16 protein-coding genes are annotated in these 23,594 nt (G+C 70.9%); 6 read left to right on the forward strand and 10 right to left on the reverse strand.

The genetic code is table 11. The features are described from left to right. Nucleotides 1-148 precede the first annotated feature (148 nt). Complete coding sequence (locus tag AC07FV_RS26110; protein ID WP_479089666.1) at nucleotides 149-1,393, reverse strand: cytochrome P450; 1,245 nt, start codon at nucleotides 1,391-1,393, stop codon at nucleotides 149-151. 330 nt (nucleotides 1,394-1,723) lie between these two features. Between AC07FV_RS26110 and AC07FV_RS26115 the strand changes: the two genes are divergently transcribed. Next, the gene (locus AC07FV_RS26115; protein WP_479089667.1) at nucleotides 1,724-2,920 is read left to right on the forward strand and encodes a cytochrome P450; all 1,197 of its coding nucleotides are present in this window, start codon (nucleotides 1,724-1,726) and stop codon (nucleotides 2,918-2,920) included. Between the two features lie 90 nt (nucleotides 2,921-3,010). Here the strand turns inward: AC07FV_RS26115 and AC07FV_RS26120 are convergent, their stop codons facing one another. Both AC07FV_RS26120 and AC07FV_RS26125 read right to left on the reverse strand, forming a co-directional pair. Beyond that, the gene (locus AC07FV_RS26120; protein ID WP_479089668.1) at nucleotides 3,011-4,120 is read right to left on the reverse strand and encodes a DegT/DnrJ/EryC1/StrS family aminotransferase; all 1,110 of its coding nucleotides are present in this window, start codon (nucleotides 4,118-4,120) and stop codon (nucleotides 3,011-3,013) included. Between the two features lie 167 nt (nucleotides 4,121-4,287). Next, complete coding sequence (locus AC07FV_RS26125; RefSeq protein ID WP_479089669.1) at nucleotides 4,288-5,544, reverse strand: activator-dependent family glycosyltransferase; 1,257 nt, start codon at nucleotides 5,542-5,544, stop codon at nucleotides 4,288-4,290. Nucleotides 5,545-6,180: 636 nt separating this feature from the next. Here AC07FV_RS26125 and AC07FV_RS26130 point away from each other — a divergent pair. Next, nucleotides 6,181-7,968 carry a fatty acyl-AMP ligase gene (locus tag AC07FV_RS26130; RefSeq protein ID WP_479089670.1) on the forward strand — a complete coding sequence of 596 codons (1,788 nt, stop codon included), beginning with the start codon at nucleotides 6,181-6,183 and terminating at the stop codon, nucleotides 7,966-7,968. Nucleotides 7,969-8,029: 61 nt separating this feature from the next. Here AC07FV_RS26130 and AC07FV_RS26135 read toward each other — a convergent pair whose 3' ends face one another. Further along, nucleotides 8,030-9,628, reverse strand: a complete 1,599-nt coding sequence (locus AC07FV_RS26135; protein ID WP_479089671.1) for an acyl-CoA carboxylase subunit beta — start codon at nucleotides 9,626-9,628, stop codon at nucleotides 8,030-8,032. A 522-nt stretch (nucleotides 9,629-10,150) separates the two neighbouring features. Here AC07FV_RS26135 and AC07FV_RS26140 point away from each other — a divergent pair. Both AC07FV_RS26140 and AC07FV_RS26145 read left to right on the forward strand, forming a co-directional pair. Continuing rightward, nucleotides 10,151-13,027 (forward strand): helix-turn-helix transcriptional regulator, encoded by a 2,877-nt coding sequence (locus AC07FV_RS26140; protein WP_479089672.1) that lies wholly within the window; start codon nucleotides 10,151-10,153, stop codon nucleotides 13,025-13,027. Nucleotides 13,028-13,308: 281 nt separating this feature from the next. Next, on the forward strand, nucleotides 13,309-14,076 hold the full coding sequence (locus AC07FV_RS26145; RefSeq protein ID WP_479089673.1) for a thioesterase II family protein: 768 nt from the start codon (nucleotides 13,309-13,311) through the stop codon (nucleotides 14,074-14,076). A gap of 118 nt (nucleotides 14,077-14,194) precedes the next feature. Here the strand turns inward: AC07FV_RS26145 and rfbB are convergent, their stop codons facing one another. The 5 genes from rfbB to AC07FV_RS26170 all read right to left on the reverse strand — a co-directional run bounded on the left by rfbB (nucleotide 14,195) and on the right by AC07FV_RS26170 (nucleotide 18,963). Continuing rightward, complete coding sequence (gene rfbB / locus AC07FV_RS26150; RefSeq protein WP_479089674.1) at nucleotides 14,195-15,184, reverse strand: dTDP-glucose 4,6-dehydratase; 990 nt, start codon at nucleotides 15,182-15,184, stop codon at nucleotides 14,195-14,197. Between the two features lie 9 nt (nucleotides 15,185-15,193). Then, nucleotides 15,194-16,066 (reverse strand): glucose-1-phosphate thymidylyltransferase RfbA, encoded by an 873-nt coding sequence (gene rfbA, locus AC07FV_RS26155; RefSeq protein ID WP_479089706.1) that lies wholly within the window; start codon nucleotides 16,064-16,066, stop codon nucleotides 15,194-15,196. 391 nt (nucleotides 16,067-16,457) lie between these two features. Then, nucleotides 16,458-16,961, reverse strand: a complete 504-nt coding sequence (locus AC07FV_RS26160) for a cold-shock protein (RefSeq protein ID WP_479089675.1) — start codon at nucleotides 16,959-16,961, stop codon at nucleotides 16,458-16,460. Between the two features lie 212 nt (nucleotides 16,962-17,173). After that, a complete protein-coding gene (locus tag AC07FV_RS26165; RefSeq protein ID WP_479089676.1) occupies nucleotides 17,174-17,977 on the reverse strand; it encodes an SAM-dependent methyltransferase in 804 nt (267 codons plus the stop codon). Nucleotides 17,978-18,015: 38 nt separating this feature from the next. After that, the gene (locus AC07FV_RS26170) at nucleotides 18,016-18,963 is read right to left on the reverse strand and encodes a sigma factor-like helix-turn-helix DNA-binding protein (protein WP_479089707.1); all 948 of its coding nucleotides are present in this window, start codon (nucleotides 18,961-18,963) and stop codon (nucleotides 18,016-18,018) included. Between the two features lie 185 nt (nucleotides 18,964-19,148). Between AC07FV_RS26170 and AC07FV_RS26175 the strand changes: the two genes are divergently transcribed. Further along, a complete protein-coding gene (locus tag AC07FV_RS26175) occupies nucleotides 19,149-19,517 on the forward strand; it encodes a hypothetical protein (RefSeq protein WP_479089677.1) in 369 nt (122 codons plus the stop codon). A 48-nt stretch (nucleotides 19,518-19,565) separates the two neighbouring features. Here AC07FV_RS26175 and AC07FV_RS26180 read toward each other — a convergent pair whose 3' ends face one another. Continuing rightward, nucleotides 19,566-19,985 carry a VOC family protein gene (locus tag AC07FV_RS26180; protein WP_479089678.1) on the reverse strand — a complete coding sequence of 140 codons (420 nt, stop codon included), beginning with the start codon at nucleotides 19,983-19,985 and terminating at the stop codon, nucleotides 19,566-19,568. A 271-nt stretch (nucleotides 19,986-20,256) separates the two neighbouring features. On the opposite strand from AC07FV_RS26180, the gene AC07FV_RS26185 reads away from it, so the two are divergent. Next, nucleotides 20,257-23,532: a LamG-like jellyroll fold domain-containing protein gene (locus AC07FV_RS26185; RefSeq protein WP_479089679.1), complete on the forward strand. Its 3,276-nt coding sequence runs from the start codon at nucleotides 20,257-20,259 to the stop codon at nucleotides 23,530-23,532. The last annotated feature ends 62 nt before the right edge of the window (nucleotides 23,533-23,594 follow it).

The following is a 23,594-nucleotide window of genomic DNA, read 5'->3' on the forward strand; positions in this document are numbered from 1 at the left end:
CCGCCATGGCGCGGGTGCCGTGTCCAACACATCCGCGTCCGCACGCTATGGACGCCTCGCGAAGGCGGACAACCCCTATGGGGTGAGGCCGCCCCTTATCTCGCGTCACCGCGCCGCGCGCGGGTCGCGCCGCCTCCGCCGCCGGTGCTCAGCGCAGGTCGACGGGGAACTGGAGCATCCCGCGGACGATGAAGGACCCGCGCCTGCGCACCGGTCCGGCCCGGCGGATCCCGGGTGCCCGGGCGGCGAGGGCGGCGAGGGCGGTCTCCGCCTCCATACGGGCCAGCGCGGCGCCGAGGCAGAAGTGGATGCCCGCCGAGAAGGCCAGGTTCTCCGGTCCCGGGTCCCTCGTGATGTCGAACCGTCCGGGATCGGGATAGACCTCCGGATCCCGGTTGGCGCCGCCCGCGCAGATGGCCACCTCCTCGCCCGCGGCGATCGTCTCGCCCTCCAGCCGGAGGTCGGTGTGCGCGATCCGGCGGTACTGCTGCACCGACGGGTCGTAGCGCAGGGTCTCGCGTACGACGGCGGCCGCCAGCGACGGGTCGGCGACCAGCATGTCCCACTGCTCGGGATGTTCGAGGAGGGCCAGCAGGCCGTTGCCGATGAGGTTGACAGTGGTCTCGGTGCCGGCCAGCGGCAGGAACATGCAGAGCGGGACCATCTCGTCCATGGTCATCCGGCCGTCCTCGACCGCCGGGAGCAGATCGCTGATCAGGTCCTCGCGCGGGTCGGCCCGCCGCTCGGCGATGATCTCCCGGAACATCACCGTCATCTCGCCGATGGCCGCCACCACGCCCCGCGCGGCCGGGACGGTGGCCACGCCGTCGAGCAGGTAGGCCATGCGGCGGCTGAGCCGGAAGAACGACTGCCGGTGGTGGGGCGGGATGCCGACCAGGTCGCCGATCACCCGTAGCGGGAGCCGCTGGGCGAAGGCCCGCATGAAGTTGACCTGGCCGCGGCCCGCCAGCATCTCGTCGATCAGTTCGTCGGTGAACCGCTCGACGTACGGCTGCCAGTGGGCGAGCCGGCGCGGGTTCAGCGAGGGGGTGGCGAGCTTGCGCAACCGGGTGTGGTCGGGCGGGTCCAGTCCGAGCATCGAGTTGTCGAACGGCATGAACTCGGGAGGTTTCTCCCCCTCCGGTGTACGGACACCGAAGCGCCGGTCCCGCAGGATCTGGTTCGCGACGCGGTGGCTGGTGGTGGTCCAGACACCGACCGCGCTGCGGTGCAGCGTCCCCCGCTCGCGCAGCTGCTCGTAGAGCGGATAGGGATCGTCCGGGACGAGCAGGATCGAGGCGTACGGGTCACCGCCCGCGGCCGCGGTGCGCAGGGCGCCCTGCACCACGGTCGTCTGGTACTGCGCCCTGCGCTCCGCCTCAAGCTCCGACATGCCGTCACTCCCCGCGCGTCGAGCAGCCCGTCTGCACCGGCCGTCACCCTACGGAAGGACGCCCCCCTAGCCTCAACCCCTAACCGACCAGCGGGAGTTCCCGCCGGTGGCGGCTCGGCACCTCTGTGACCAGGCTTTAGGGGTTCTCGGCGTCTCGTCGGCCCACTTAGCCTGTGGGGCAGGCACCGGCCCGGCCGACAAGGGTGGCGGCATGACCGCTCCGGAGCCGGCGCCCAGGTCCGCGAAGGCCTTCGGCTCCGAGGGGAGACCGGGCACGCGGACGTCTCGCCCCCAGGACACGGCACCCACCGACGTAGAGGGATGGACGGCATGAGCGTTCTCTACGACCCGAACGATCCCGCCCTCGCCGCCGACAGGTTCGCCTACTACAAGCGGCTGCGCGAGGCCGATCCGGTGCACGAGATCGCGGCAGGGTACTGGCTGCTCACCCGGTACGACGACGTCGAGGCCCTGCTGCGCTCACCGCACTCCTCCAGCGCCTTCCCCAAGGACCCGGGCTGGGCGATGAGCCGGGGCGGGCCGACCTGCCCGGCCATGCGCAGCGTCAGCAAGTGGCTGCTGCTGCAGGACGGAGCCGAGCACCGGCGGCTGCGCAAGCTGATCGCGCGGGTGTTCACGCCGCGCTACATCGATCGTCTGCGGCCGCGGATCGGCGAGATCGTCGACGGTCTGCTCGACAGCATGGGCGAGGGCGAGGTCGACCTGATACGGGACCTGGCGCTGCCGATGCCCGTCGCGGTGGTCGGGGAGCTGCTGGGGATACCCGTCGAGGACCGCGCGAAGTGCCGTGACTGGACGGACAAGGTCGGTTACATCCTGGACCCCGATGTGACGCCCCGCAGACGCATCGCCATGAACAAGGCGGAGCCGGAGTTCCGCGCGTACCTGCTGGGCCTGATGGCCTCCCGGCGCGACGCCGACCCGGACCACGACCTGCTGTCGGTGCTGATGACGGCGGAGGACAACGAACAGCTCACCGAGGAGGAGGTCGTCGCCAACATCCTGCTCATCTTCAACGCGGGGCACGAGACGACGGTCAACCTGATCGGCAACGGCATGCTGGCCTTGCTGCGCCAGCCCGAGGCGCTGGAGGCGCTGCGTGCGGATCCGGGGCTGATGGCGACGGCCGTGGACGAGCTGTCCCGGTTCGACCCGCCGGTGACGCTGTCCAGCCGGATCGCCACCGCGGAGATGGAGTTCGGCGGCAAGGTCATCCCGCCGGGCTCCCACGTGATCGGGTTCCTGGACGCCGCCGGCCGGGACCCGGAGCGCTATCCCGACCCCGACCGCCTGGACCTGGCCCGCACCGAGCCGAAGACGCTGGCGTTCAGTGCCGGCCCGCACTTCTGCCTGGGCGCGGTGCTGGGGCGCCTGGAGGCGGCCACCGTGTTCTCGAAGCTGCTGCAGCGGTACACGAAGATCGAGCTGCTCCGCGAGGACCTGCCGATCAACAGTCACTTCAACCTGCACGGGCTGCTGGAGCTTCCGCTGCGGCTCTCCCGCTGAGCGCCGAGCGCGCCGCGCGCCCGCCTCCCGGCCGCTCACCGGGACGCGGGCGCGCCGGGCCGACCGGTCCGCCACGACGGCCCGCCCGGTTCAGACGGTGCGCAGCACCTCGCGCAGGGCCGCGATCACCTGGTCCTGCTGTTCCTCGGGGAGCGACGGGTACATCGGCAGGGAGAAGATCTCGTCCGCCAGCGCCTCGGTGACCGGCAGCGAGCCCTCGGCCTGCTTCAGGTGGGCGAACCCGTCCATGGTGTGCACCGGCCGGCGGTAGTGCACGTCGAGGTGGACGCCTCGGGGCCGAAGCGCCTCGATGATCGCGTCGCGCCGGGGGTGCCGTACCACGTAGGCGTAGTAGACGTGGTCGTTGCCGGGTGTCACCGCGGGCAGGACCAGGTCGGTGTCGGCGAGCGCCTCGGCGTAGCGGGCCGCGATCCGGCGGCGGCCCTCGATGTACCCGTCGAGCCGCCGCAGCTTGCGGCGCAGGATCTCGGCGTGGATCTCGTCGAGTCGGGAATTGTGACCGGGAGTCCGGGCGACGCTGCGCTGCTCGTCCATGCCGTAGTACCGGAGGCTGCGCAGCGCGGCGTCGGTGTCCGCGTCGTCGGTGACCACCGCTCCCGCGTCGCCGTAGGCACCGAGGACCTTCGTCGGGTAGAAGGAGAACGCCGCGGCCCTGCCGGTGGTGCCGGCCGGTCTGCCGTGCCGTCGGGCACCGTGCGCCTGGGCGCAGTCCTCGATGATCATCAGGTCGTGCCGGGTGGCGACCTCCTCCAGCGCGGGGAGGTCGACGCACTGGCCGTAGAGATGGACGGGCAGCAGACATCGGGTACGCGGGGTGATCGCGGCCTCGACCTGGGCGGTGTCCAGCAGGTAGTCGCTCTCGCGCACGTCGACGAAGACGGGGGTCGCTCCGACCTGGTCGACGGCGACGACGGTGGCGGCGGCGGTGTTGGACACCGTGATCACCTCGTCGCCCGGTCCCACACCCAGGGCGCGCAGCGCGAGGACGAGGGCGTTGGTGCCGTTGTCGACGCCGATGCCGTGCGCCCGTCCGAGGTAGGCGGCGAACTCCTCCTCGAAGCCGGTGACGGAGGGTCCGAGTATCAGCTGTCCGGAGCGGAACACCTGGTCGACGGCGTCGAGGATGTCCGCACGCTCCGCCTCGTACTCGGCGAGGTAGTCCCATACGCGCGTGGTCATGACCGTTCTCTTTCTTCCGGGCCGGCCTGCGTGGGGGCGGTGCGCGGACGCGGTCGTGGCGGGGCCGGGGCCGCCCGCGGACGCCGGTGCCGGGGGCGGGCGGGCAGGTCGGCGACCGCGGTGCCGGTCTCGGCGGCTGCGGGCCGCGCGGGGACGCGGCCCTTCCGTCAGCCGGTGGTCCGGTGGCGCGCGGTGAGGTCCTCGAGGACCGGGACGACCTCGTTGGGCGAGGGCGCGGCGAGTACGTCCTTGCGGAGTGCGGCGGCACCCTCGCGGAAGGCCGGGTCCTCCAGCAGGCGGACCAGGTTCTCACGGACCCGTTCGGGGGTGAACTGCTCCGCCGGCACCGAGATGCCCGCGCCGGACTGGTCCAGGAGGGCGCCGCGGACCTTGGTGTCCCAGAGACCCGGCAGGATCATCTGGGGGACGCCGTAGTAGGCGGCGGTGGACTGCACGCCCGCGCCGCCGATGTGGATGACGGCCGAGCAGCTGGGCAGCAGCCCGTGCATGGGCACGAAGTCGACGACGGTGGTGTTCTCCGGTGCGTCCTCCACCGACTCTCCCGGGCCCGGGAGGAGCGTCGCGATCAGTTCGATGTCCAGTCCGGCGAACGCCTGGAGGGCGCCGATACCGAAGATGTCGAACCCGAAGTAGCTGCGGACGGAGATGCCGGCGGTCACGGCGACGCGGGGTTTCGCGGGCTCGGCGGCCAGCCACTCGGGGAGCTCGGCCCGCCCGTTGTAGGGCACGTACCGGACGCCGACCACGGTCAGTCCGTTGTCGATCCGGTGGCTGGGCGGGTTGGTGTCGATCGTCCAGTGCCCGTTGACGACGGTCTCGTCGAAGGCGGCGCCGTGCCGGGCGAGGGCCTCGGTGAGCCAGTTGCGCAGCGGGTCCACCCGCTCGTTCTCGGGACGCTCGGCGAGCCGGTCCAGGAAGTCGTCGCGGGAGCGGGTGACCACGTCCGCCCCCCACAGCATGCGGGCGTGCGCGGCGCCGGTGACCTGGGCGGCGACGGCGCCGGCCCAGGTGAACTGCTCCCACACGATCAGGTCGGGCTTCCACCACCGGGAGTACGCGACCAGGGCGTCGAGGAACTCGTCGTTGTTGACGATGCGGAAGTACCGCTCGGTCGTCTCGTCGAAGAACCGCAGGAGTTCGTCGTGCCCCAGGTCCGCGGAGTGGGTGACGGCCTCGGCGACCCGGGCCGGCCACTCCTCGTCCTGGTTGGCCTCCATGACCTGCTTCCAGCGGTGGTCGGACCCCAGCGGAACCGCTGTGAGCCCGGCCTCGCTGACGCCCTCCGCCATGTCCGGCTGGGTGGCGACCCGGACCTCGTGGCCCGCGGTTCGCAGTGCCCAGGCCAGCGGCACCATGCTGAAAAAGTGCGTCTTCTCCGCGTGCGTGACGAAGAGTATGCGCATTGTCGTCCTCCAGGCGGGCCCGCCGACGGAAACAGTTCGGACTCGTTCCTTATGCTCGGTTCGCGCTCAGAACCTATGGACTGCTCCGAACGGGGAACAACCCCTACCTCCCCCGCACCTGGCCCCGGCCACCCCGACGTGCGTCCCCGGCGGCGACCACGCCCGGTCGGCGAGCGGGCGCATCGGCCCTCCGGCTCCCTGTAGGGGCCGCGCAGGCAACTTAGGGGTGATCGCGGAGGGGACGGAGCGGCGGCCGACGTATGCTTCTGACATTCTTCTGCCGCAGGACGCTGCCGGTCGGCGTCCCGGCCCGTCCCCGGCGTGGGCCCGAGTGACCGACCTCCGCGCCGTCCCTTTCCCACGCTGACCGATTCCGCGCCCCGCACAGGAACCGCGCCGGCATCACCCGCACGTCGACGCCCTCGTCGGCCCGTGCACGGAGCGGGCGGCCACAGCCGCGACCCCGTGCACCACCGCGAGGCCGGTCGTCCTCCCCCGCACCCCGTCCGCCCGGGTTCGGCCGTGCTGCCGTGCCGCACCCCGGGCTCCACGCCGACCTCGAACGGCTCCGCCACGTCCTTCTGCCACCGGCACCGGCCGTCGGCACGAGGACCACAGGACAAGGAGACCTGCCCCATGGCCACTGTTCTCGACGACGTCCGCTCGGACGGCGGCACACCGACCCTGCCCGAACTGGTCCGCCGACGCGGTGAGCGGCAACCCGACGACACCGCCTACGTCTTCCTGTACAACGGTGAGGACCCCCGGGAGTCGCTCACCTACCGCGAGCTCGCCGACGCGGTGGACGTCCGGGCCCGGTGGTTCACCGCCCGGGGCATGAGCGGGCAGAGCGCCGTGCTCATGTATCCGTCGGGTCTGGAGTTCGTCCGTACGCTCCTGGGATGTATGGCGTCCAAGGTGACCGCGGCGCCCGTCCAGACACCGCGCCACCTCAAGGACGTGGAGCGCATCCGCCGCATCGCGCAGGACGCCGGCGCCACGGCCGTGCTCACCGAGACCTCCGCCAGGCTGGAGTTGGAGGAACAGTTCGGGAACCTGGAGGACCTGCTCGGCCTCGCGGTCCTCGACACCGCCGACGCCGCCTCGGCGCGGGACGACGTGCCGGACTCGGTCGTACGGGGTCCCGCCCCCGGCCCGGACGACGTCGCCCTGCTCCAGTACACGTCGGGCTCGACCGGCGACCCGAAGGGCGTCGTCGTCACCCACGCCAACTTCCTCGCCAACGTCGCCGAGACGGACGCCCTGTGGCCGTGCTCGCCCGAGGGCACCGTGGTCAACTGGCTGCCTCTCTTCCACGACATGGGCATGCTCTTCGGCGTCGTCATGCCGCTGTGGGCCGGCATCCCCTCGTACCTGATGGCACCCGCCGCCTTCATCCGCCGGCCCGCCCGCTGGCTGGAGGCGATCGCCCGGTTCCGCGGCACCCACTCCGCGGCGCCGAGCTTCGCCTACGAGATGTGCGCGCGGGTGGCGGCGGAGGGGAAGGCCGGCGCGGTCGGTGACCTCTCCTCGTGGCGCGTGGCGGCCAACGGCGCCGAACCCGTGCGCTGGCGTGCGATCCGGGACTTCACCGAGGCCTTCGTCCCGCACGGCTTCCGGCCCGAGGCCATGTGCCCGGGCTACGGACTCGCCGAGAACACCCTCAAGGTCACCGGCGGCGACCAGGACCGCGAACCGACGGCCGTGTGGCTGTCCGCGACGGCGCTGCGGGAGGGCCGCGCGGAGATCGTCGACGCGCGGACACCCGGTGCCGTCCCGGTCACCAGCAGCGGCCGCACCGTCCCGGGCACCGAGGTGCGGATCGTCGATCCCGGAACCTCGCGCGCCTGTCCGCCGGACGTCATCGGCGAGATCTGGGTCCACGGACCGTGCGTGGCGGCGGAGTACAAGGGGCGGCCCGAGGCGAGCGCGGAGACCTTCCGGGCACGGACGAGGGACGCCGAGGGGCGCCCGGAGGACGGGCGGGCCTACCTGCGCACCGGCGACCTGGGCTTCCTGCACGACGGTGAACTGCACGTCGCCGGCCGCTTCAAGGACCTGATCATCCACCAGGGACGCAACTACTACCCGCAGGACGTCGAACTGTCCGCCGAGAAGTCCGTGGACGGCCTGCACCCCAACTGCGCCGTCGCGTTCGCCGTCGAACGCGACGAGAAGGAGCACCTCGTGCTCGTCGTCGAGGCCGACGGGCGGACGGTGCGCGCCCACGGCACGGAGAGCCTGCGGGCACGGGTGGTCCGCGCCGTCCACGACCACCATCACCTGACGGTCGACACGGTCCTGCTGGTGCGCAGGGGCGCGATACCGAAGACCTCCAGCGGGAAGGTGCAGCGCCGTGCGTGCCGCGCGCTGTACGAGGGCGGCGACCTGGTCGATCTCGCCGCTCCGTCACCGGGCCGGTGACGGAGCGGCCCCCGCACACCGGTGGGCCCGCGTGCGGGAGCGGCCGGCACGACGAACGACGTCACAAGGGAATGTTCCCGTGTTTGCGTGCCGGGCGCGCCTGCCGCTTGTTCCGCAGGCTCGCCAGCGCCCTGGCGACCTCGTGCCGGGTGCGGGAGGGCGTGATGACCATGTCGACGTAGCCGTGCGCTGCGGCCTCGTAGGGATTGCCGAACCTGCGACGGTAGTCGTCGACGAGGCTCTCCTTGACCGCCGCCCGCTCCTCGGGCGCGGCGGCGGCCAGCTCGCGGCGGTGCAGGATGGGCACGGCGCTGTTGGCCCCCATCACGGCGATCTCGGCGGTGGGCCAGGCCATCACGCGGTCGGCGCCGATCTGCCGGGAACCCATCACCGCGTACCCGCCGCCGTAGGCCTTGCGGGTGATGACGGTGATCTTGGGGACGGTGGACTCGGCGTACGCGTAGAAGAGCTTGATGCCGCGCCGGATGATGCCCTGGTGCTCCTGGTCGACGCCGGGCAGGTAGCCGGGCACGTCCATGAAGGTGAGGACGGGGATGTTGAAGGAGTCGCAGAAGCGGATGAAGCGGGCGGCCTTCTCGGAGGCGTCGATGTCCAGCACCCCGGCCAGGTGCTGGGGCTGGTTGGCGACGACGGCCACCGAGTGGCCCTCGACCCGGCCGAGCGCGCAGATGATGTTGCGGGCGAAGTCCGGATGGATCTCCAGGTAGTCGCCGTCGTCCAGGACCGCGGTGATGACGTCGGCCATGTCGTACATCTGCTGCTCGCTGTCGGGGATGACGGTGTCGAGAGCCAGGTCCGCTTCGGTGATGCCGGGGGCGCAGTCGTGGTCGTAGACCGGAGCCGGGTCCAGGTTGTTGGGCGGCAGGTGGCCGAGGAGGGTCTGCACCCACGAGATGGCGTCCTGCTCGTCGTCGCCGACGTAGTGCGCGTTGCCGGAAACCTCGGCGTGCACGGCGGGGCCGCCGAGTTGCTCGGCGGTCACCTTCTCACCCATGACGGCGGACACGACCTCGGGTCCGGTGACGAACATGTAGGAGGTGTCCTTGACCATGACCGTGAAGTCGGTGAGCGCCGGCGAGTAGACCGAACCGCCCGCGCAGGGGCCCATGATGAGGGAGATCTGCGGGATCACGCCGGAGGAGTGCACGTTGCGGACGCCCAGCTCGGTGTAGTAGGCGATGGACATCACGCCTTCCTGGATTCGGGCGCCGCCGGAGTCGTTGATGCCGATGACGGGGCAGCCGACGCTCATGGCGAAGTCGTAGATCTTCACGACCTTGCTGCCGAAGGCCTCGCCCATGCTGCCGCCGAGGGTGGTGAAGTCATGGGAGAAGACGCACACTTGACGTCCGTCGATGGTGCCGTGGCCGGTCACCACCCCGTCGCCGTAGGGGCGCGGTATGCCCGCCTCGACGGTCCGGTGGCGCACGAACTCGTCGAGTTCGACGAACGAGCCGGGGTCGAGCAGCAGGTCGATGCGCGCGCGGGCGGTGAGCTTCCCCTTGAGGTGCTGCCGGTCCGCGGCCTTCTTCTCGGCGAGGACGACGGCCTCTTCGTGCCGGGCGGCCAGATCGGCGATGCGGTCCGCCGTGGACGCGGGCGACTCCCCGACCGGCGAGACAGGCTCCTGGAGCGACATGGCAGCCCTACCTTCCAACACGACGACCCTGCTTCCGATCCTCCTCGCATCGGGCCATCGGCAGCACCCCTAATCGCCCGCGCACGCCCCTAGACGCGCCGGCCGGTTTCGGACGGCGTACATCCGGCCGTGGCCGTCCCGCACGGGCGGCGGACCTGTGAACACGACCCTCAGTCGGCACACGGCTGCACCGCTCACCTACAGCAGCGCGTCTACCAGGGGCTTCGCGGCCGACTCCACCGTCTCGTCGACAACTCGTCACGTCATCCGTCACGTTGTTAGTGGCGATGCCGTTGTGGCATGGCTGGTAACTGTGAAAGATTCTCAAAAAACTTGTCCAAGTCGAGGACGAGTCGAGGACGAGTCGAGTTCGAAACAGTTCAGAAGGGCCGCCCGGAGGTGGCCCAGGGGTCACCCTTGCACGCGCTCGGACACGTGTGAACGGGGGAGCTGCGGAAGCTGTGCCGGCCAGCGCCTGGCAATCCCCGTTCGGAACTGCTAACGGGGAGGCAGACGCCAGTCATGCTGGTCCATCGAGACGAACAACTGGCCCATCTACGCTGGGCGTTCCACGCCTGTGAGAAGCACGGACACGGACAGGTGGCGCTGGTCACCGGCGCTGTGGGAAGCGGCAAGACCCAGGTACTGGAGACCTTCGGGGAGTGGGCAGCCACCGCCGGTGGACAGGTTCTGAGCGCCGCCGGGTCACGCGCCGAGCAGGGACTCCACTTCGGAGTGCTCGGTCAACTCCTGCACAGCGCGCGGCTCAAACCCGACGGTGTCCGGGAGGTCGAGGAGCTGATACGCGAGGTCGCGCTCGCGGTCCCCACGGCGGAGGCGAGGAGCGCCGCGGCGCCCGAGACCTTAGCGGAGGCCTTGACAGCGGACGGACTGTGGGCACCGCTGCTGCGGACCGCCTTCGACACGTTCCTGACCCTGGCCAACCGAGGGCCCCTGGTCCTGGCGGTCGACGACCTCCAGCACACGGACGCCGCCTCCCTGCACTGTCTGCTGTACGTCACCCGAAGACTGAGAAACGCACGCATCATGGTGGTGCTCTCGGAGGCGACGACGCTGCGCCCGGCGCATCCGCTGTTCCACGCGGAGCTGCGCAGCCTGCCTCGCTTCACCCGTGTCACCCTGCCGCTCCTCACCGTCGACTCCGTCTCCCGGCTGCTCGGCGAGGAGGCCGGGGTGCAGGGCGGTCGCGACGTAGAGGCCGCCGCACCGGACGTGCAGGAAGACGCCCGGCGCATTCTGCGGGTCTCCGGCGGCAATCCGCTGCTGACCCAGGCGCTGGTCGACGAACGGGCCCACCGCGGGACGAACAGCGCCCCCGACGGCGGGGCCCGGGCCGGCGACACCTTCGAGCGGGCCGTGCTCGACTGCCTCTACCGCCACGAGCCGGGCGTCCGCCTGGTGGCCCAGGCCCTCGCGGCGCTGGACCGCCAGGCCGCACCGGAGCTGCTCGGTCAACTCCTCGACGTGCTGCCCGACTCCACCGTGCCCGCCGTCCGCGTCCTCGAAGGCGCCGGGCTCGTCCACGCGGGCCGGCTGCGCCATCCTCGGATCCTGCTCGCGGTGCGCTCCGACATGCCGGCCGAGGAGCGGCGGCGGCTGCACCAGCGGGCGGCCGAGGTGTTGCATGACAACGGTGCCGAAGCGAGCGTGGTCGCCGAGCATCTGGTGGCCTCCGCGTGGACGGACGGCCCCTGGGTGGTGCCCGTCCTCCGGGACGCCGCGGCGCACGCGCTGTCCACCGGCCGCCCCGACCACGCCGCCGCGTGTCTGCGCCTGGGCGGCCGGGCCGAGACCGACGAGGACCGGCGCAACTCCCTGATGGCGATGCTGATCACCGCCCGGTGGCAGGTCAATCCGCTGGCCGTGACCGGTCAGGTGAGCCAGTTGGTGGAGGCGGCGCGGTCCGACGGGTCGTCTCGTGCGACGGCCGTGTCCGCGGTTCCGTACCTGCTGTGGCAAGGCCGGGCGGAGGAGGCGGCCGAGGCGATCAGCGGCTGCGGCGCGGACGACCACGGCCCCGCGTCGCACGAACTGCGGCTGATCCGCCTGCTGATCGCGCTGTCCCATCCGGACTACCTGGGGACGGTTCGGGAGGATCCCGGCTCCTGGATGCGGGCGGCGACGGCGACGAACTCCGGCAGTCCGCTGTTGCAGGCCGTGTCGGTGCTCGGCAACGCGCTGATGCCGACCGGCGGTGTGGACACGGTGACCGCCGCGGAGCAGCTGCTGGAGCGGCATCACCTGGACAGCGGCTCCCTGGGCCTGTTGACCGCTCCCCTGCTGGCCCTGCTCTGTGCCGGCCCCTCCGACCGGGTCGTGGTCTGGGGCGAACGGCTGCTCGCCCGACAGGCCGTCCGGCACATACCGGCCTGGCGGGGGGTCATCCGGGCGATCCACGCGGAAGCGACGCTGCGCCTGGGTGATCTGGAGGCGGCCGAGCGGGGCGCGCGGCTGGCGCTGGAGGACCTGCCGGCGCCTGCCTGGGGCGTGGCCGTCGGTGGTCCGCTGGGCACCCTGATCACCTGCACGACCGAGAGTGGCCGGCTGTTCGAGGCCGAACGATGGCTGTCGCAGCCGGTACCGGCCGGTGTCTTCCGCACTCCGGTGGGCGCGCACTACCTGATCGCCCGGGGTCGGCACCATCTGGCCACGGGGCAGCACCAGGCGGCCGCGGCCGACCTGCACCGGAGCGGTGAGTTGGTCCGTTCCTGGGGCATCGATGTGGCCGGTCTGTTCCCGTGGCGCCTGGAGCTGGCCCGGGTGCAGCTCGGCCTCGGCAACGAGACGCACGCCACGCAACTGCTCCGGGAGCAGCTCCAGGTGTCCCGCGGGCTGGACGACCGCACCCGGGGCCGGGCGCTGCGGCTGCTCGCTTCCACGGCCACGCCGGTCCTCCGGCGCAAGCTGCTGTCCAAGGCGGTGACCGTGTTGCAGGGGTGCAGCGACCAGCACGAGCTGGCGCGGGCCCTGTCCGACACGAGTCAGACGCTCTCCCCGGCCGGTGAGTCCAGACGGGCCCGGCTGTTCGTCCATCGCGCCAACCAGCTGGCGCAGGGCGCGGGCAGGGCGGCGGCGCTGCCGCAGCGGATGCAGCGGCGGGCTGCCCCCGGCGGGGCGACGCCGACGGCGGGCTCGCCCTCGGACGCGTCCTCGGACGGCTTCGAGACCCGTGACCAGGACGGTCTGCTGAGCGAGGCCGAGCGCCGGGTCGCGGTACTGGCGGCCCGCGGGCGTACCAACCGGCAGATCTCCAACGAGCTGTACATCACGGTGAGCACGGTGGAGCAGCACCTCACCCGGGTGTACCGGAAGCTGGACGTGAAGAGCCGCACCGACCTGCCGAACCGGCTCATGGCCCTCGCCGAACCGATGGCGTAGGCCTGTCCGAACGGCGCGACCGGTCGGGGCCGAGCACCGCGGCCCCGACCGCGGGCTCGTCGCGCCGGCCCGCCCCGGGTTCCCGCCGCCGCCTCGTGACCACACCCCCTACCAGGCGGTCGTCCGCGTTCGTTAGGGGTTGTCGGCGCCCGGCGGCACTGCGATCGTCTGGGCCTGGGCCGATCTGCGACCGCACGCCGGGGGCGGACGCAGGCGGCGAACGTCGAGGACGTCTCCCACCCGGGGGCGGACGACACCGGTCGGAAGGGACGACGAACGCGATGGCGACGAGCAGCGACGCGAGCGACCTGTGGGTGCGCCGCTTCCATCCAGCACCCCAGGCACCGGTCCGACTGCTCTGCCTGCCGCACGCGGGTGGCTCCGCGAGCTACTACTTCCCGGTCTCACAGCGTCTCGCTCCGCGCGTCGAGACCCTGGCCGTGCAGTACCCGGGCCGGCAGGACCGCAGGAACGAACGGTGTCTGGAGACGGTGCGGGACCTGGCCGACCAGATCGTCGAGGTCCTCGGTCCGTGGCAGGACAAGCCGCTGGCGCTGTTCGGGCACTCGCTGGGCGCCACGGTCGCCTTCGAGGTGGCCCTGCGCCTGGAGGCACGAGGTTGCCTGCCGGTCGCGCTCATCGCGTCCGGGCGGCGGGCCCCGAGCGCGCCCCGGGACGAGCGGGTTCACCTGCGGGACGACGAGGGCCTGTTGGCGGAGATCAGCCGTCTGGACGGCACCCAGTCCCAACTGCTCGAGGACGACGAGATCCGGCGCATGGTCCTGCCGTCGATCCGCGCCGACTACAAGGCCGCGGAGACCTACCGCTACGAGCCCGGTCCGCCGCTGTCGGCGCCCGTCTACGCCCTGACGGGGGACGCCGACCCCAAGGCCACGACCGACGAGGTCCGCGCCTGGGCCGGCCACACCACGGGGCGGTTCGAGATGACCGTCTACCCGGGTGGTCACTTCTATCTCAACGCCCACGCTCCGGCGGTGACCGAGGAGATCGCCGCATGGCTGGTGCCCGCCGCCACCGCCGGCCGCTAACGCGCGGACACTCCTCCGGCGATTTCCCTGAGCGAACGCGCCATTTGCCATGCCCGCCCGTAGCGGCGTTGTGAATTGTCGAGGGAACGGCCGAACGCGGCGGACGGTCGATCTTCGTCTACTGGACTGATGTGCCGCGGTTCTTCAGCGGCTGCCACCAGTCTCGCTGCTTCTTGTACCACTCGACGGTTTCCGCAAGACCTTCGTCGAAGGAGATCCGCGGGCGATATCCGAGTTCCGTGGAAATCTTCGTGATGTCGACCGAGTACCGGCGGTCGTGACCTTTTCTGTCCGCCACGTTCTCCACCATGGACCAGTCGGCGCCGACCATACGCAGCAGCCGCCCGGTGAGTTCCCGGTTCGCCAGTTCGGTACCGCCGCCGATGTTGTAAACCTCGCCCGCCGCTCCCTTTTCCGCCACCAGCGCGATGGCCCGGCAGTGGTCGTCCACGTGCAACCAGTCCCGCACATTGCCGCCGTCCCCGTACAGCGGCACCTTCCGCCCGTCCAGCAGTCGGGTGACGAAGAGCGGGATCATTTTCTCGGGGTTCTGGTACGGGCCGTAGTTGTTGGAACACCGGGTGATGCACACCGGCAGTCCGTGGGTGCGGTGGTAGGCCCGCGCCAGGAGATCGGAGGACGCCTTGGACGCCGAGTAGGGGGAATTGGGCTCCAGCGGCCGGTCCTCGCTCCACGAACCCTCGTCGATCGAACCGTAGACCTCGTCCGTCGAGACGTGGACGAACTTCCGCACCTCGGCGCGCAGGGAGGCTTCCAGCAGTACCTGGGTGCCGAGAACATTGGTCCGGACGAATTCCTCGGACCCGCTGATCGAGCGGTCCACGTGCGATTCCGCGGCGAAGTGGACGACCAGGTCGCAGCCGGCCAGTACCTCCGCGACCAGTGCGTGGTCGCAGATGTCGCCGCGCACGAAGGTGAAGCGCGGGTCGTCCTCGATCCGCGCCAGGCTGGCCCGGTTGCCGGCGTACGTGAGCTTGTCCAGGACCACCACCTCGGGGGCGGTACCGCCGGTGTACGCGCCGGTCAGGGCCTGTCGGACGAAGTGGGAGCCGATGAACCCGGCGCCGCCGGTCACTACGATGCGCATGCCGCTCCCTCAGTGATCCGCACTCGCGATGGCCATGAGGTAGGCACCGTACTCCGATGTGCCCAGCTGCCCGCCCAGTGCGTAGCAGGCGGCGGAGTCGATGAATCCCATACGGAAGGCGATCTCCTCCAGACAGGCGATTCGTACGCCCTGGCGCTCTTCCAGCACCTGTATGTACTGCCCGGCCTGGAGCAGTGAGTCGTGTGTGCCCGTGTCGAGCCAGGCGAATCCGCGCCCCAGGTCGACCATTCTGGCCCGACCCTGCTGGAGGTACGCCCGGTTGACGTCGGTGATCTCCAGTTCACCGCGGGCGGACGGCCGGATGTCCCGCGCGATGTCCACCACGCCGTTGTCGTAGAGATAGAGTCCCGTGACGGCCAGGTTCGACCTGGGTCTGGCCGGCTTCTCCTCCAGCGATATCAGCTCGCCCCGGCCATCGGTCTCCCCGACGCCGTAGCGTTCCGGGTCCTTCACCGCGTAGCCGAACAGCACACAACCGTCCACGTTCTTGCAGTGATCGCTCAGCAGGTCCGAAAGTCCGGGGCCGTGGAAGATGTTGTCGCCCAGAATGAGCGCAACCGGGTCGTCTCCGATGAATTTCTCACCGATGATGAAGGCTTCCGCGATGCCGTTGGCCCGTGGCTGCTCGGCGTATTCGATGGAAAGACCGAGTTGGCTCCCGTCGCCCAGCAACTCCCGGAAGAGCCCCGTGTGCGAGGGCGTCGATATCACCAGGATGTCCTTGATGCCGCCGAGCATGAGGACGGAGAGCGGGTAGTAGATCATCGGCTTGTTGTAGACGGGCAGTAACTGCTTGGACACGGCATGGGTGAGCGGATAAAGTCGCGTCCCGCTCCCTCCGGCCAGAACGATCCCTTTCATGCTCGTTAACCCCTCGTTTCCGATGATGAACTCGGGATGGATCGAGCGGGCCGCCACTCAACCGAGATCATGCCTGAGTCGGATCGAGAGTATCGTTCGGCGCGCGATTCCGTCTACTACGACGACCAAGTCAGCGGCATTAACAAAAAGGCGTCAGCGACTGGGCGAAAAGATTTGCATCTGTGAAATCATCTACCGCACAGCATCGATGACCCTATCGGCGGCGAGCGCGCCGGCAGCGTGCGCGGGGCCGACCGAGGGAGGAGGGGATCGTCGGTCGGCCCTCGGGCCGACGGGATGGTCTCGGCTCCGGTCGGAAGACGCAGCGGTCCCGTCCTCTTCCGCGAGGACGGGACCGACTATCGGGACGGGCCGCGTGACGCGTCGGGTGTCAGCTCGTCCGGCCGGCGCCGGGCGGGGAGACCGGTCCACCGGCCCGGGTGTCCGCTCCGGGCTCCGCGTCGATCCAGCCGTGCGAGAGGGCGACCTGCACGAGACCCTGACGGACCTGGAGGATCTGTTCGGAGGTCACGGTGGGAGCGGTCCGGAGGATGGTCTCGGTGACCTCCTCGATGTACTCCTTCACGGAGAGTACGTCGCACAGTCCGTCCTCCGGGAAGAACCCCGCGGGACCGGCGGCAGCCGAGGACGTCCTCACCGGCGGCGCCACCGGGCGCTCACGCTCGGCGTTCCCGTTCTGGATGCGGACCCGGCTGGCCTTGAGGCCGCGGTCGCCCTCCTCGACGTCGAACTCCACCTTCATGCCCGGTCCGAGGAGCCTCTTGTCGAAGGCGAGGTCGTTGACGTGGATGAACACGTCCTCGCCGCCGTTGTCGGGCGCGATGAATCCGTAGCCCCGGAACTCGTCGAACCGGATGATCTTCCCAACCGCCACTGCATGCCCCACTCACCCCAAGGCGCACTTACCTCCACCGTGCGCAACTGCGCCCGAGAGTACCTCGCACCCTGTGCACGCACAATGATCCTTCGGACGAGCGACCGATGGCGGGGTTGCGCCGGCGGCGATCACGCGAGGTCCGGGTGTCGCGGTCCGCAAGGACCGCGACACCCGGACCGAGCCTCTGCTCGACCTGCGCCGGCGACGCGTCAGTTCTTGATCGCGACGCCGCAGACGGAGACGTCGGCCGTGGACTCCTCGGACCCGTCGGGGTCCGGCCGCCAGGAGGCCGTCGACACGACCCCCGGCTCCACCAGTTCCAGACCGGTGAAGTAGGTGGCGATCTCCTGCGGCGACCGCAGGTGGTAGGTGTTGGCCGACTGGCCGTTGTAGACCCGGACCGCCGTGTTGAGCGCCTCGTTGGTGTCCGTGCCGTCGCTCAGGGCCAGGTAACTCCCCGCCGGCAGCCCCGACAGCAGCGAACTCACCAGCTCCGCGGGTCGTTCGGCGTCGGAGATCTGACCCATGATGCCCAGCATGGTCAGGGCGACCGGCCTGCTGAAGTCGAGGGTCTTCGCGGCTTCGGCCAGGATGCGTTCCGGGTCCCTGACGTCGGCGTCGATGTAGGCGCACGCACCCTCTTCGCTGCTGGTGAGCAGGGCCTGCGCGTGGACCAGGACGAGGGGGTCGTTGTCCACGTAGACGATGCGGCTCTCCGGCGCGATGCGCTGGGCCAGCTCGTGCGTGTTGTCCGCGGTGGGCAGGCCGGTGCCGATGTCGAGGAACTGGCGGACCCCGGCCTCCCCCGCCAGAAAGCGCACGGCGCGCGAGAGGAAGCGTCGTTGCAGCCGGGCGACGGCGGCGAACTCCGGGAAGGTCGTCAGGATGACCTCACCGGCCTCGCTGTCGACGGGATAGTTGTCCTTGCCACCCAGCAGGTAGTTCCAGACACGGGCCGAGTGCGGGCGATCGGTCTGAAGTCTGGCCCTGACTTCTTCGCGCGGATGTGTCATGGGGAAAGCTTCACACAGGCCCGTACGTCCGTGGTCGACTACCCCGAACTTTCCCGCACTTCGACGTCCTCGCGCGCCCACGGCCGCAGCTTCTCCGGGTTGCGGACCACCCAGATCCGGGTGACGCGCCCGTCGGAGACGTCGAACGCGGCCACGGTCAGTACGACGCCGGCGCGCTGGGCCACCAGGCCGGGCACACCGTTGACCGACCGCACCAGGAGTCGGAGTCCGGGGGCCTTGTCGGCGATGGCGACCATGTACTGCGCGATGCGCGCGCCACCCTCGACCGGGCGCAGAACGGTGCCGACCATGCCGCCGCCGTCGGCGGTCATCACGGCGGCCGGGTCGAGGACGGCGACGAGGGCCGTGATGTCCTTCGCCTCCCAGGCCTCCTTGACCTGCCTCACCACGTCGGCCCGACCCGTCTCCGGCTCGGGCCCGGGCCCCGTCCTGGTGCCGGACCCCGGCTCCGTCCTGGCGCCCGGCCCCGTCCTGGTACCCCGCTTCGTCGCCGCCCCTGTCACGGGCGCGCCCTCCGCGGTCAACCGCCGCCGGGCGGCGGCCGCCAGCTGCTTGCAGGCAGCCGGAGTACGGCCGAGGACCTCGGCGATCTCGGCGAACCGGTACCGGAAGACGTCGTGCAGGACGAACGCCACCCGCTCGGCCGGCGTCATCGACTCCAGGACGACGAGGAAGGCCATGGTCACCGACTCGTCCAGGACGATCTGGTCGGCGGGGTCCGCCGGGCCGACGGGAGCGGCACCGCCCGCCCGGTGCCCCTCGGAGCGGTCGGGCAGCGGCTCGGGCAGCCACGCGCCGACGTACCGTTCCCGGCGCGAGCGCGCCGATCCGAGCAGGTTCAGGCAGATGCGGCTGGTCACCGTCGTCAGCCAGGCGCCGGGCGACAGGATCTCCTCCCGCCCGCTCGGCGGCAGCCCGAACCAGCGCGCGTAGGCCTCCTGCACGGCATCCTCGGCCTCGGTCATCGAACCGAGCAGCCGGTAGGCCACGTTGAGCAGTTGACGTCGCTCACCGGCCACCTCGTGCGGCCCGGTCCCGGCGCTTCCCGTGCTTCCGGCCACCCCTCGCCTTACCTTTCGCGGACCTTCGTGGTCGGACTGGATGAGACCTTGTCGATCTGCCGCCCGAGGGCGGAGAAGAGGACCGTGACATGACCACTCAAGGGCCGGCGGCCGCGGCACGCCACTCCTCGTTCCTGCACGTCGCGATCGCCCTGCAGACCCTGACCGTCTTCCTCCAGGCGGTCTCGGCCGGACTGCTGCTGACCTCCGCCTACGGGGAGACGCTGCACAGCGTCGGAGCCCGGGTGATGTACGGCGCGTCGATGCTGTACGTCCTCGCGGCGGTACTGGCCTGGAAGCCGGGCGGCGGCCCGGCCCGGCCCGTGTGGCACGCGTCGGGCTTCCTCGCCCTCGCCTCGCTCCAGGTCGTGCTCGGCGTCGCTCACGTTCCGTCGGTCCACCTCCCCCTGGGCGTCCTGATGTTCGGGCTGAGTCTGCTGGCGCTGGCCAGGCGCTGAGCTCCGGGGCCGGACCCGACGGAGGCCCCCCCCCGCGCCGGGCCGTCCTCAGCCGGTCGGAGACGGCGGTGCGGTGCGGGGGCGATGGGCCCGGACGTCCACCGGGCGCCCGTCCGGGTCGCGCGCCGTCATGGTCCACTGCGTGGGCAGGGTCTCGATCCGTCCGACCGGGAACCCGGCGCGCAGGATGCGTGCGCGCACCTCGTCCAGTCGCGCGCACGTTCCCACCCGCAGCCCCCATCCCGCCCCGCCGAGAGGGCTGGGTTCCGTACCGGGGGCGGTCGCGGTCTCGACGAACATCAAGTGGTCGTTGCCGCCGACGTCGACGACCGCGATCCGCGGATCGGAGCCGGTCGCGGCCCGCTCGAAGGCGAGCACTCCCCCGAGCAGCTCCGTGTAGTACGGCAGCAGCCGGTCGAGGTCGGTCGTGGACAGGGTCAGATGGTTGATTCCGAGAAGATCCGGCATGGTCCGCCCACTCTAGTGCGGCGGCCCCGCGGCGCTCCGAGAGTTCCGCCGGGGCGGCCAACTGGTGTCCCCCGAACCGGATCCGGGGGTCTGGACAGTGACGGATCGACGTGTTGTCATTCCGCTGTCGCTCGATTTCCAACGTTGGAAGAGCGCCTCGACGCAGGCGCACCCGACCAACGCTCGCGCCCACGACCCCCCACGGTGCCGCCCAGCCGGTGCCGTCCGACCGACTCGTCCCGGTCCGGGACCCCACTGCGAGGAAGGTTCGATGACACGACGTACCGCACGCCCACGAGCGAGAGCGTGGGCCCTGCTGACGGCCGCGGCCCTGGCGCTGCCCACGACCGGTCTGATGTCCACCGCGTCGGCCGCCGGGACACCCGCCGGTGTCTCGGCCCCCGCGGCCGAGCAGGCCGCCGTCGCGGTGCACGGCCTGAAGGGCGAGTACTTCGCCATGTCGGCGCCGGGTGCCAGGGACTTCGCCGAGCTCGGCGGCACCGTACTCGACCCGCAGATCAACTTCTCCGGCCTGACCAGCACCTTCCAGGAACTCACCGGCAGGACGGAGCACACGACCGCCCGGTGGACCGGGCAGATCGAAGCCCCGGCGACCGGGGACTACACCTTCCACGCCAGCGGCGACAACGGCTTCCGGCTGTTCATCGACGACGAACCCGTCATCGACCACTGGGAGCCGGACTGGGACAACGAGCAGACCAGCGCGGCGGTCAGGCTGGCCGCCGGGGAGAAGCACGAGTTCCGCCTGGAGATGTTCCAGGACACCGGCGGCGCCAACATGTTCCTGCGCTGGTCCACTCCGACGCTGCCCAAGCAGGCCGTTCCGATGTCGGCGTTCACGCCCCCGGCCGGGTTCGAGGTCTATCCGGTCGAGCCGTCGGTCGCCGAGGACGGCCGGCGGGTGACGGCGCGCTTCGAGGGCGAGGTCGGCGGCGACGTCGAGGCGCTGGCCGAACGCCTGGAGATCGAGGCCGACACCACGCCCATGCCGATCGAGTCGGTCACGGTGTCCCGCCGCGACCGCACCGCCCTCCAGATCACGCTCGCGGCGCCCGTCCAGAAGAACCAGCAGGTCAAACTCACCTACGACGGTCAAGGCGGGCTCACCTCCGGCGGGGAGACCGTACCGGCGTTCATCCGCTACGCGCAGAACGACTCGGTCCACCGGCTCACCACCGAGTGGGGCGACGAGCTCGACGCGAAGCGGCCGCTGCCGGAGTACCCGCGTCCCCAGCAGGTGCGCTCCGCATGGAAGAACCTCAACGGCCCCTGGCAGTTCGCCGCCGCCGGGGCGGGCGAGCAGCCGGTCTTCGGCAAGGACCTCGACGAGCGGATCGTCGTGCCGTTCCCGGTCGAGTCTCAGCTCTCCGGGCTGGAGCGGCACGAGGACCACATGTTCTACCGCAAGCTCGTCGACGTGCCGAAGAACTGGAAGGTCGGCAAGGGCGGCAAGGGCGACCGGCTCAAGCTCAACTTCGGAGCGGTGGACTACCAGGCCCGCGTGTGGGTCAACGGGCGGGAGGTCGCCGAACACACCGGCGGCTACACCGCGTTCAGCGCCGACATCACCGACGCGCTCAAGGGCAAGGGCCCGCAGGAGGTCGTCGTCGCCGTCACCGACACCGGTGGCGCCAACCAGCCGATGGGCAAGCAGTCCACCAACCCCGGGGGCATCTTCTACACGCAGTCGTCGGGCATCTGGCAGACGGTGTGGATGGAGCCGGTCGCGGAGACGTCCATTGACAACGTAGTCACGACGCCCGACATCGACAGCGGCTCCCTCGCCGTGACGGTGGAGTCCGAGGGCGCCTCCGCACGGGCCCGCGTCGAGGCCGTCGCCCGCGACGAGCGCGGCAGGGTCGTCGGGCGGATCAGCGGGCCGGCCAACGAGGAGTTGCGCCTTCCCGTGGCGAAGCAGCACCTCTGGAGCCCCGACGACCCCTACCTCTACGACCTCGACGTGTCGCTCACCGACGGCAGGTCGAAGGACGCGGTCGACAGCTACTTCGGGATGCGCGAGGTGGGCATCGAGGAGGTCGGCGGCTATCCGAAGCTGGTGCTCAACGGAAAGCCCGTCTTCTCCCTCGCCACCCTCGACCAGGGCTTCTGGCCCGACGGCCTGTACACGGCGCCCAGCGACGAGGCCCTCGCCTTCGATCTGAAGGCCCACAAGGAGTTGGGCTTCAACGCCGTCCGCAAGCACATCAAGGTGGAGCCGGCGCGGTGGTTCTACCACGCGGACCGGCTCGGTCTGCTGGTCTGGCAGGACTTCGTCTCCGGCAACATCACCGACACGGCCGGCCAGAAGGCGTTCGTCGACCAGGGCACGGAGGCGATGCGGCAGCACCACAACGCGCCCTCGGTCATCGGCAACATCGTCTTCAACGAGGGCTGGGGCGAGTGGGACCGCGAGGAGAGCGGCCGCATCGCCGAGGCCGTCAAGGCCGCCGACCCGTCCCGGATCGTCAACGCCCACAGCGGTGTGAACTGCTGCAACTCCAAGGGCGACTCGGGCAAGGGCGACATCATCGACCACCACGACTACAACAACGAGGACCCGCCGTTCCCGGACCACCGGGCCGCGATGGACGGTGAGCACGGCGGCTTCACCCTGCGCACCCCGGGGCACATGTGGCCGGGCGCCCCGACCGTGATCTACAGCGGGGTGGCCGACAAGGAGGCACTGACCCGCAAGTACGTCGAGAACACCGAGCGGTTCTACCTCGACCAGGCCGGTGCCGAGCTGTCCGGCTCCGTGTACACGCAGATCTCCGACCTGGAGAACGAGCTGAACGGCCTCTACACCTACGACCGGCGGGAGATCAAGGTCGACCCCGTCCGGGTGCGCGAGGTCAACCGCAAGGTGATCGCGGCCGGCGCCGCCGCGGGTGACCGGGAGGAACTGAAGGGCGGCGGGCACTGGACCCTGGACGAGGGCGCGGGTTCCACCGCCGCCGACGAGGGCCCGAACGGCTCGGCGCTGACCCTTTCCGAGGGCGCCACCTGGACCTCCGGGGTCAGCGGCAGCGCGCTGAGGTTCGACGGTGCGGGAGCGCACGCCGAGACCGACGGACCGGTGCTCGACACGACCGGGAGCTACTCGGTCTCCGCCTGGGTGACCCTCGACGAACTCCCGGGCAACTACGCCACCGCCGTCAGCCAGGACAGCCGCTTCCGGGCCAGCCCGTTCTACCTCCAGTACGGACAGGGCGCCTTCGCCTTCAGCACGCCCGGCGAGCAGCGAGCCCGGCTGGCGATCACACCGGAGACGGGGCGCTGGTACCACCTCGTCGGGGTGCGTGACGACGCGAGCGACCGGATCAGGCTCTACGTCGACGGGAAGCCCGCCTCGACCGCGACGGCCGGCCCGAACTACGTGGGCACCGGTCCCCTCGCGGTGGGGCGCGCCCAGTGGAACGGTGCCGACACCGACTTCTGGAACGGCGCCGTCGACGAGGTCAGGGCCTACGACAGGGCCCTCACCGCCGAGGAGGTGAGCGCCCTGCACGCGCAGCGTAAGCCGTAGGCGTCCGGCGCGCGCAGGTCCCGGCGAGCGACCGCTCGCCGGGACCTTGTGCGTGCGGCCGG

The sequence above is a fragment of the Streptomyces sp. NPDC045956 genome (assembly GCF_056430705.1).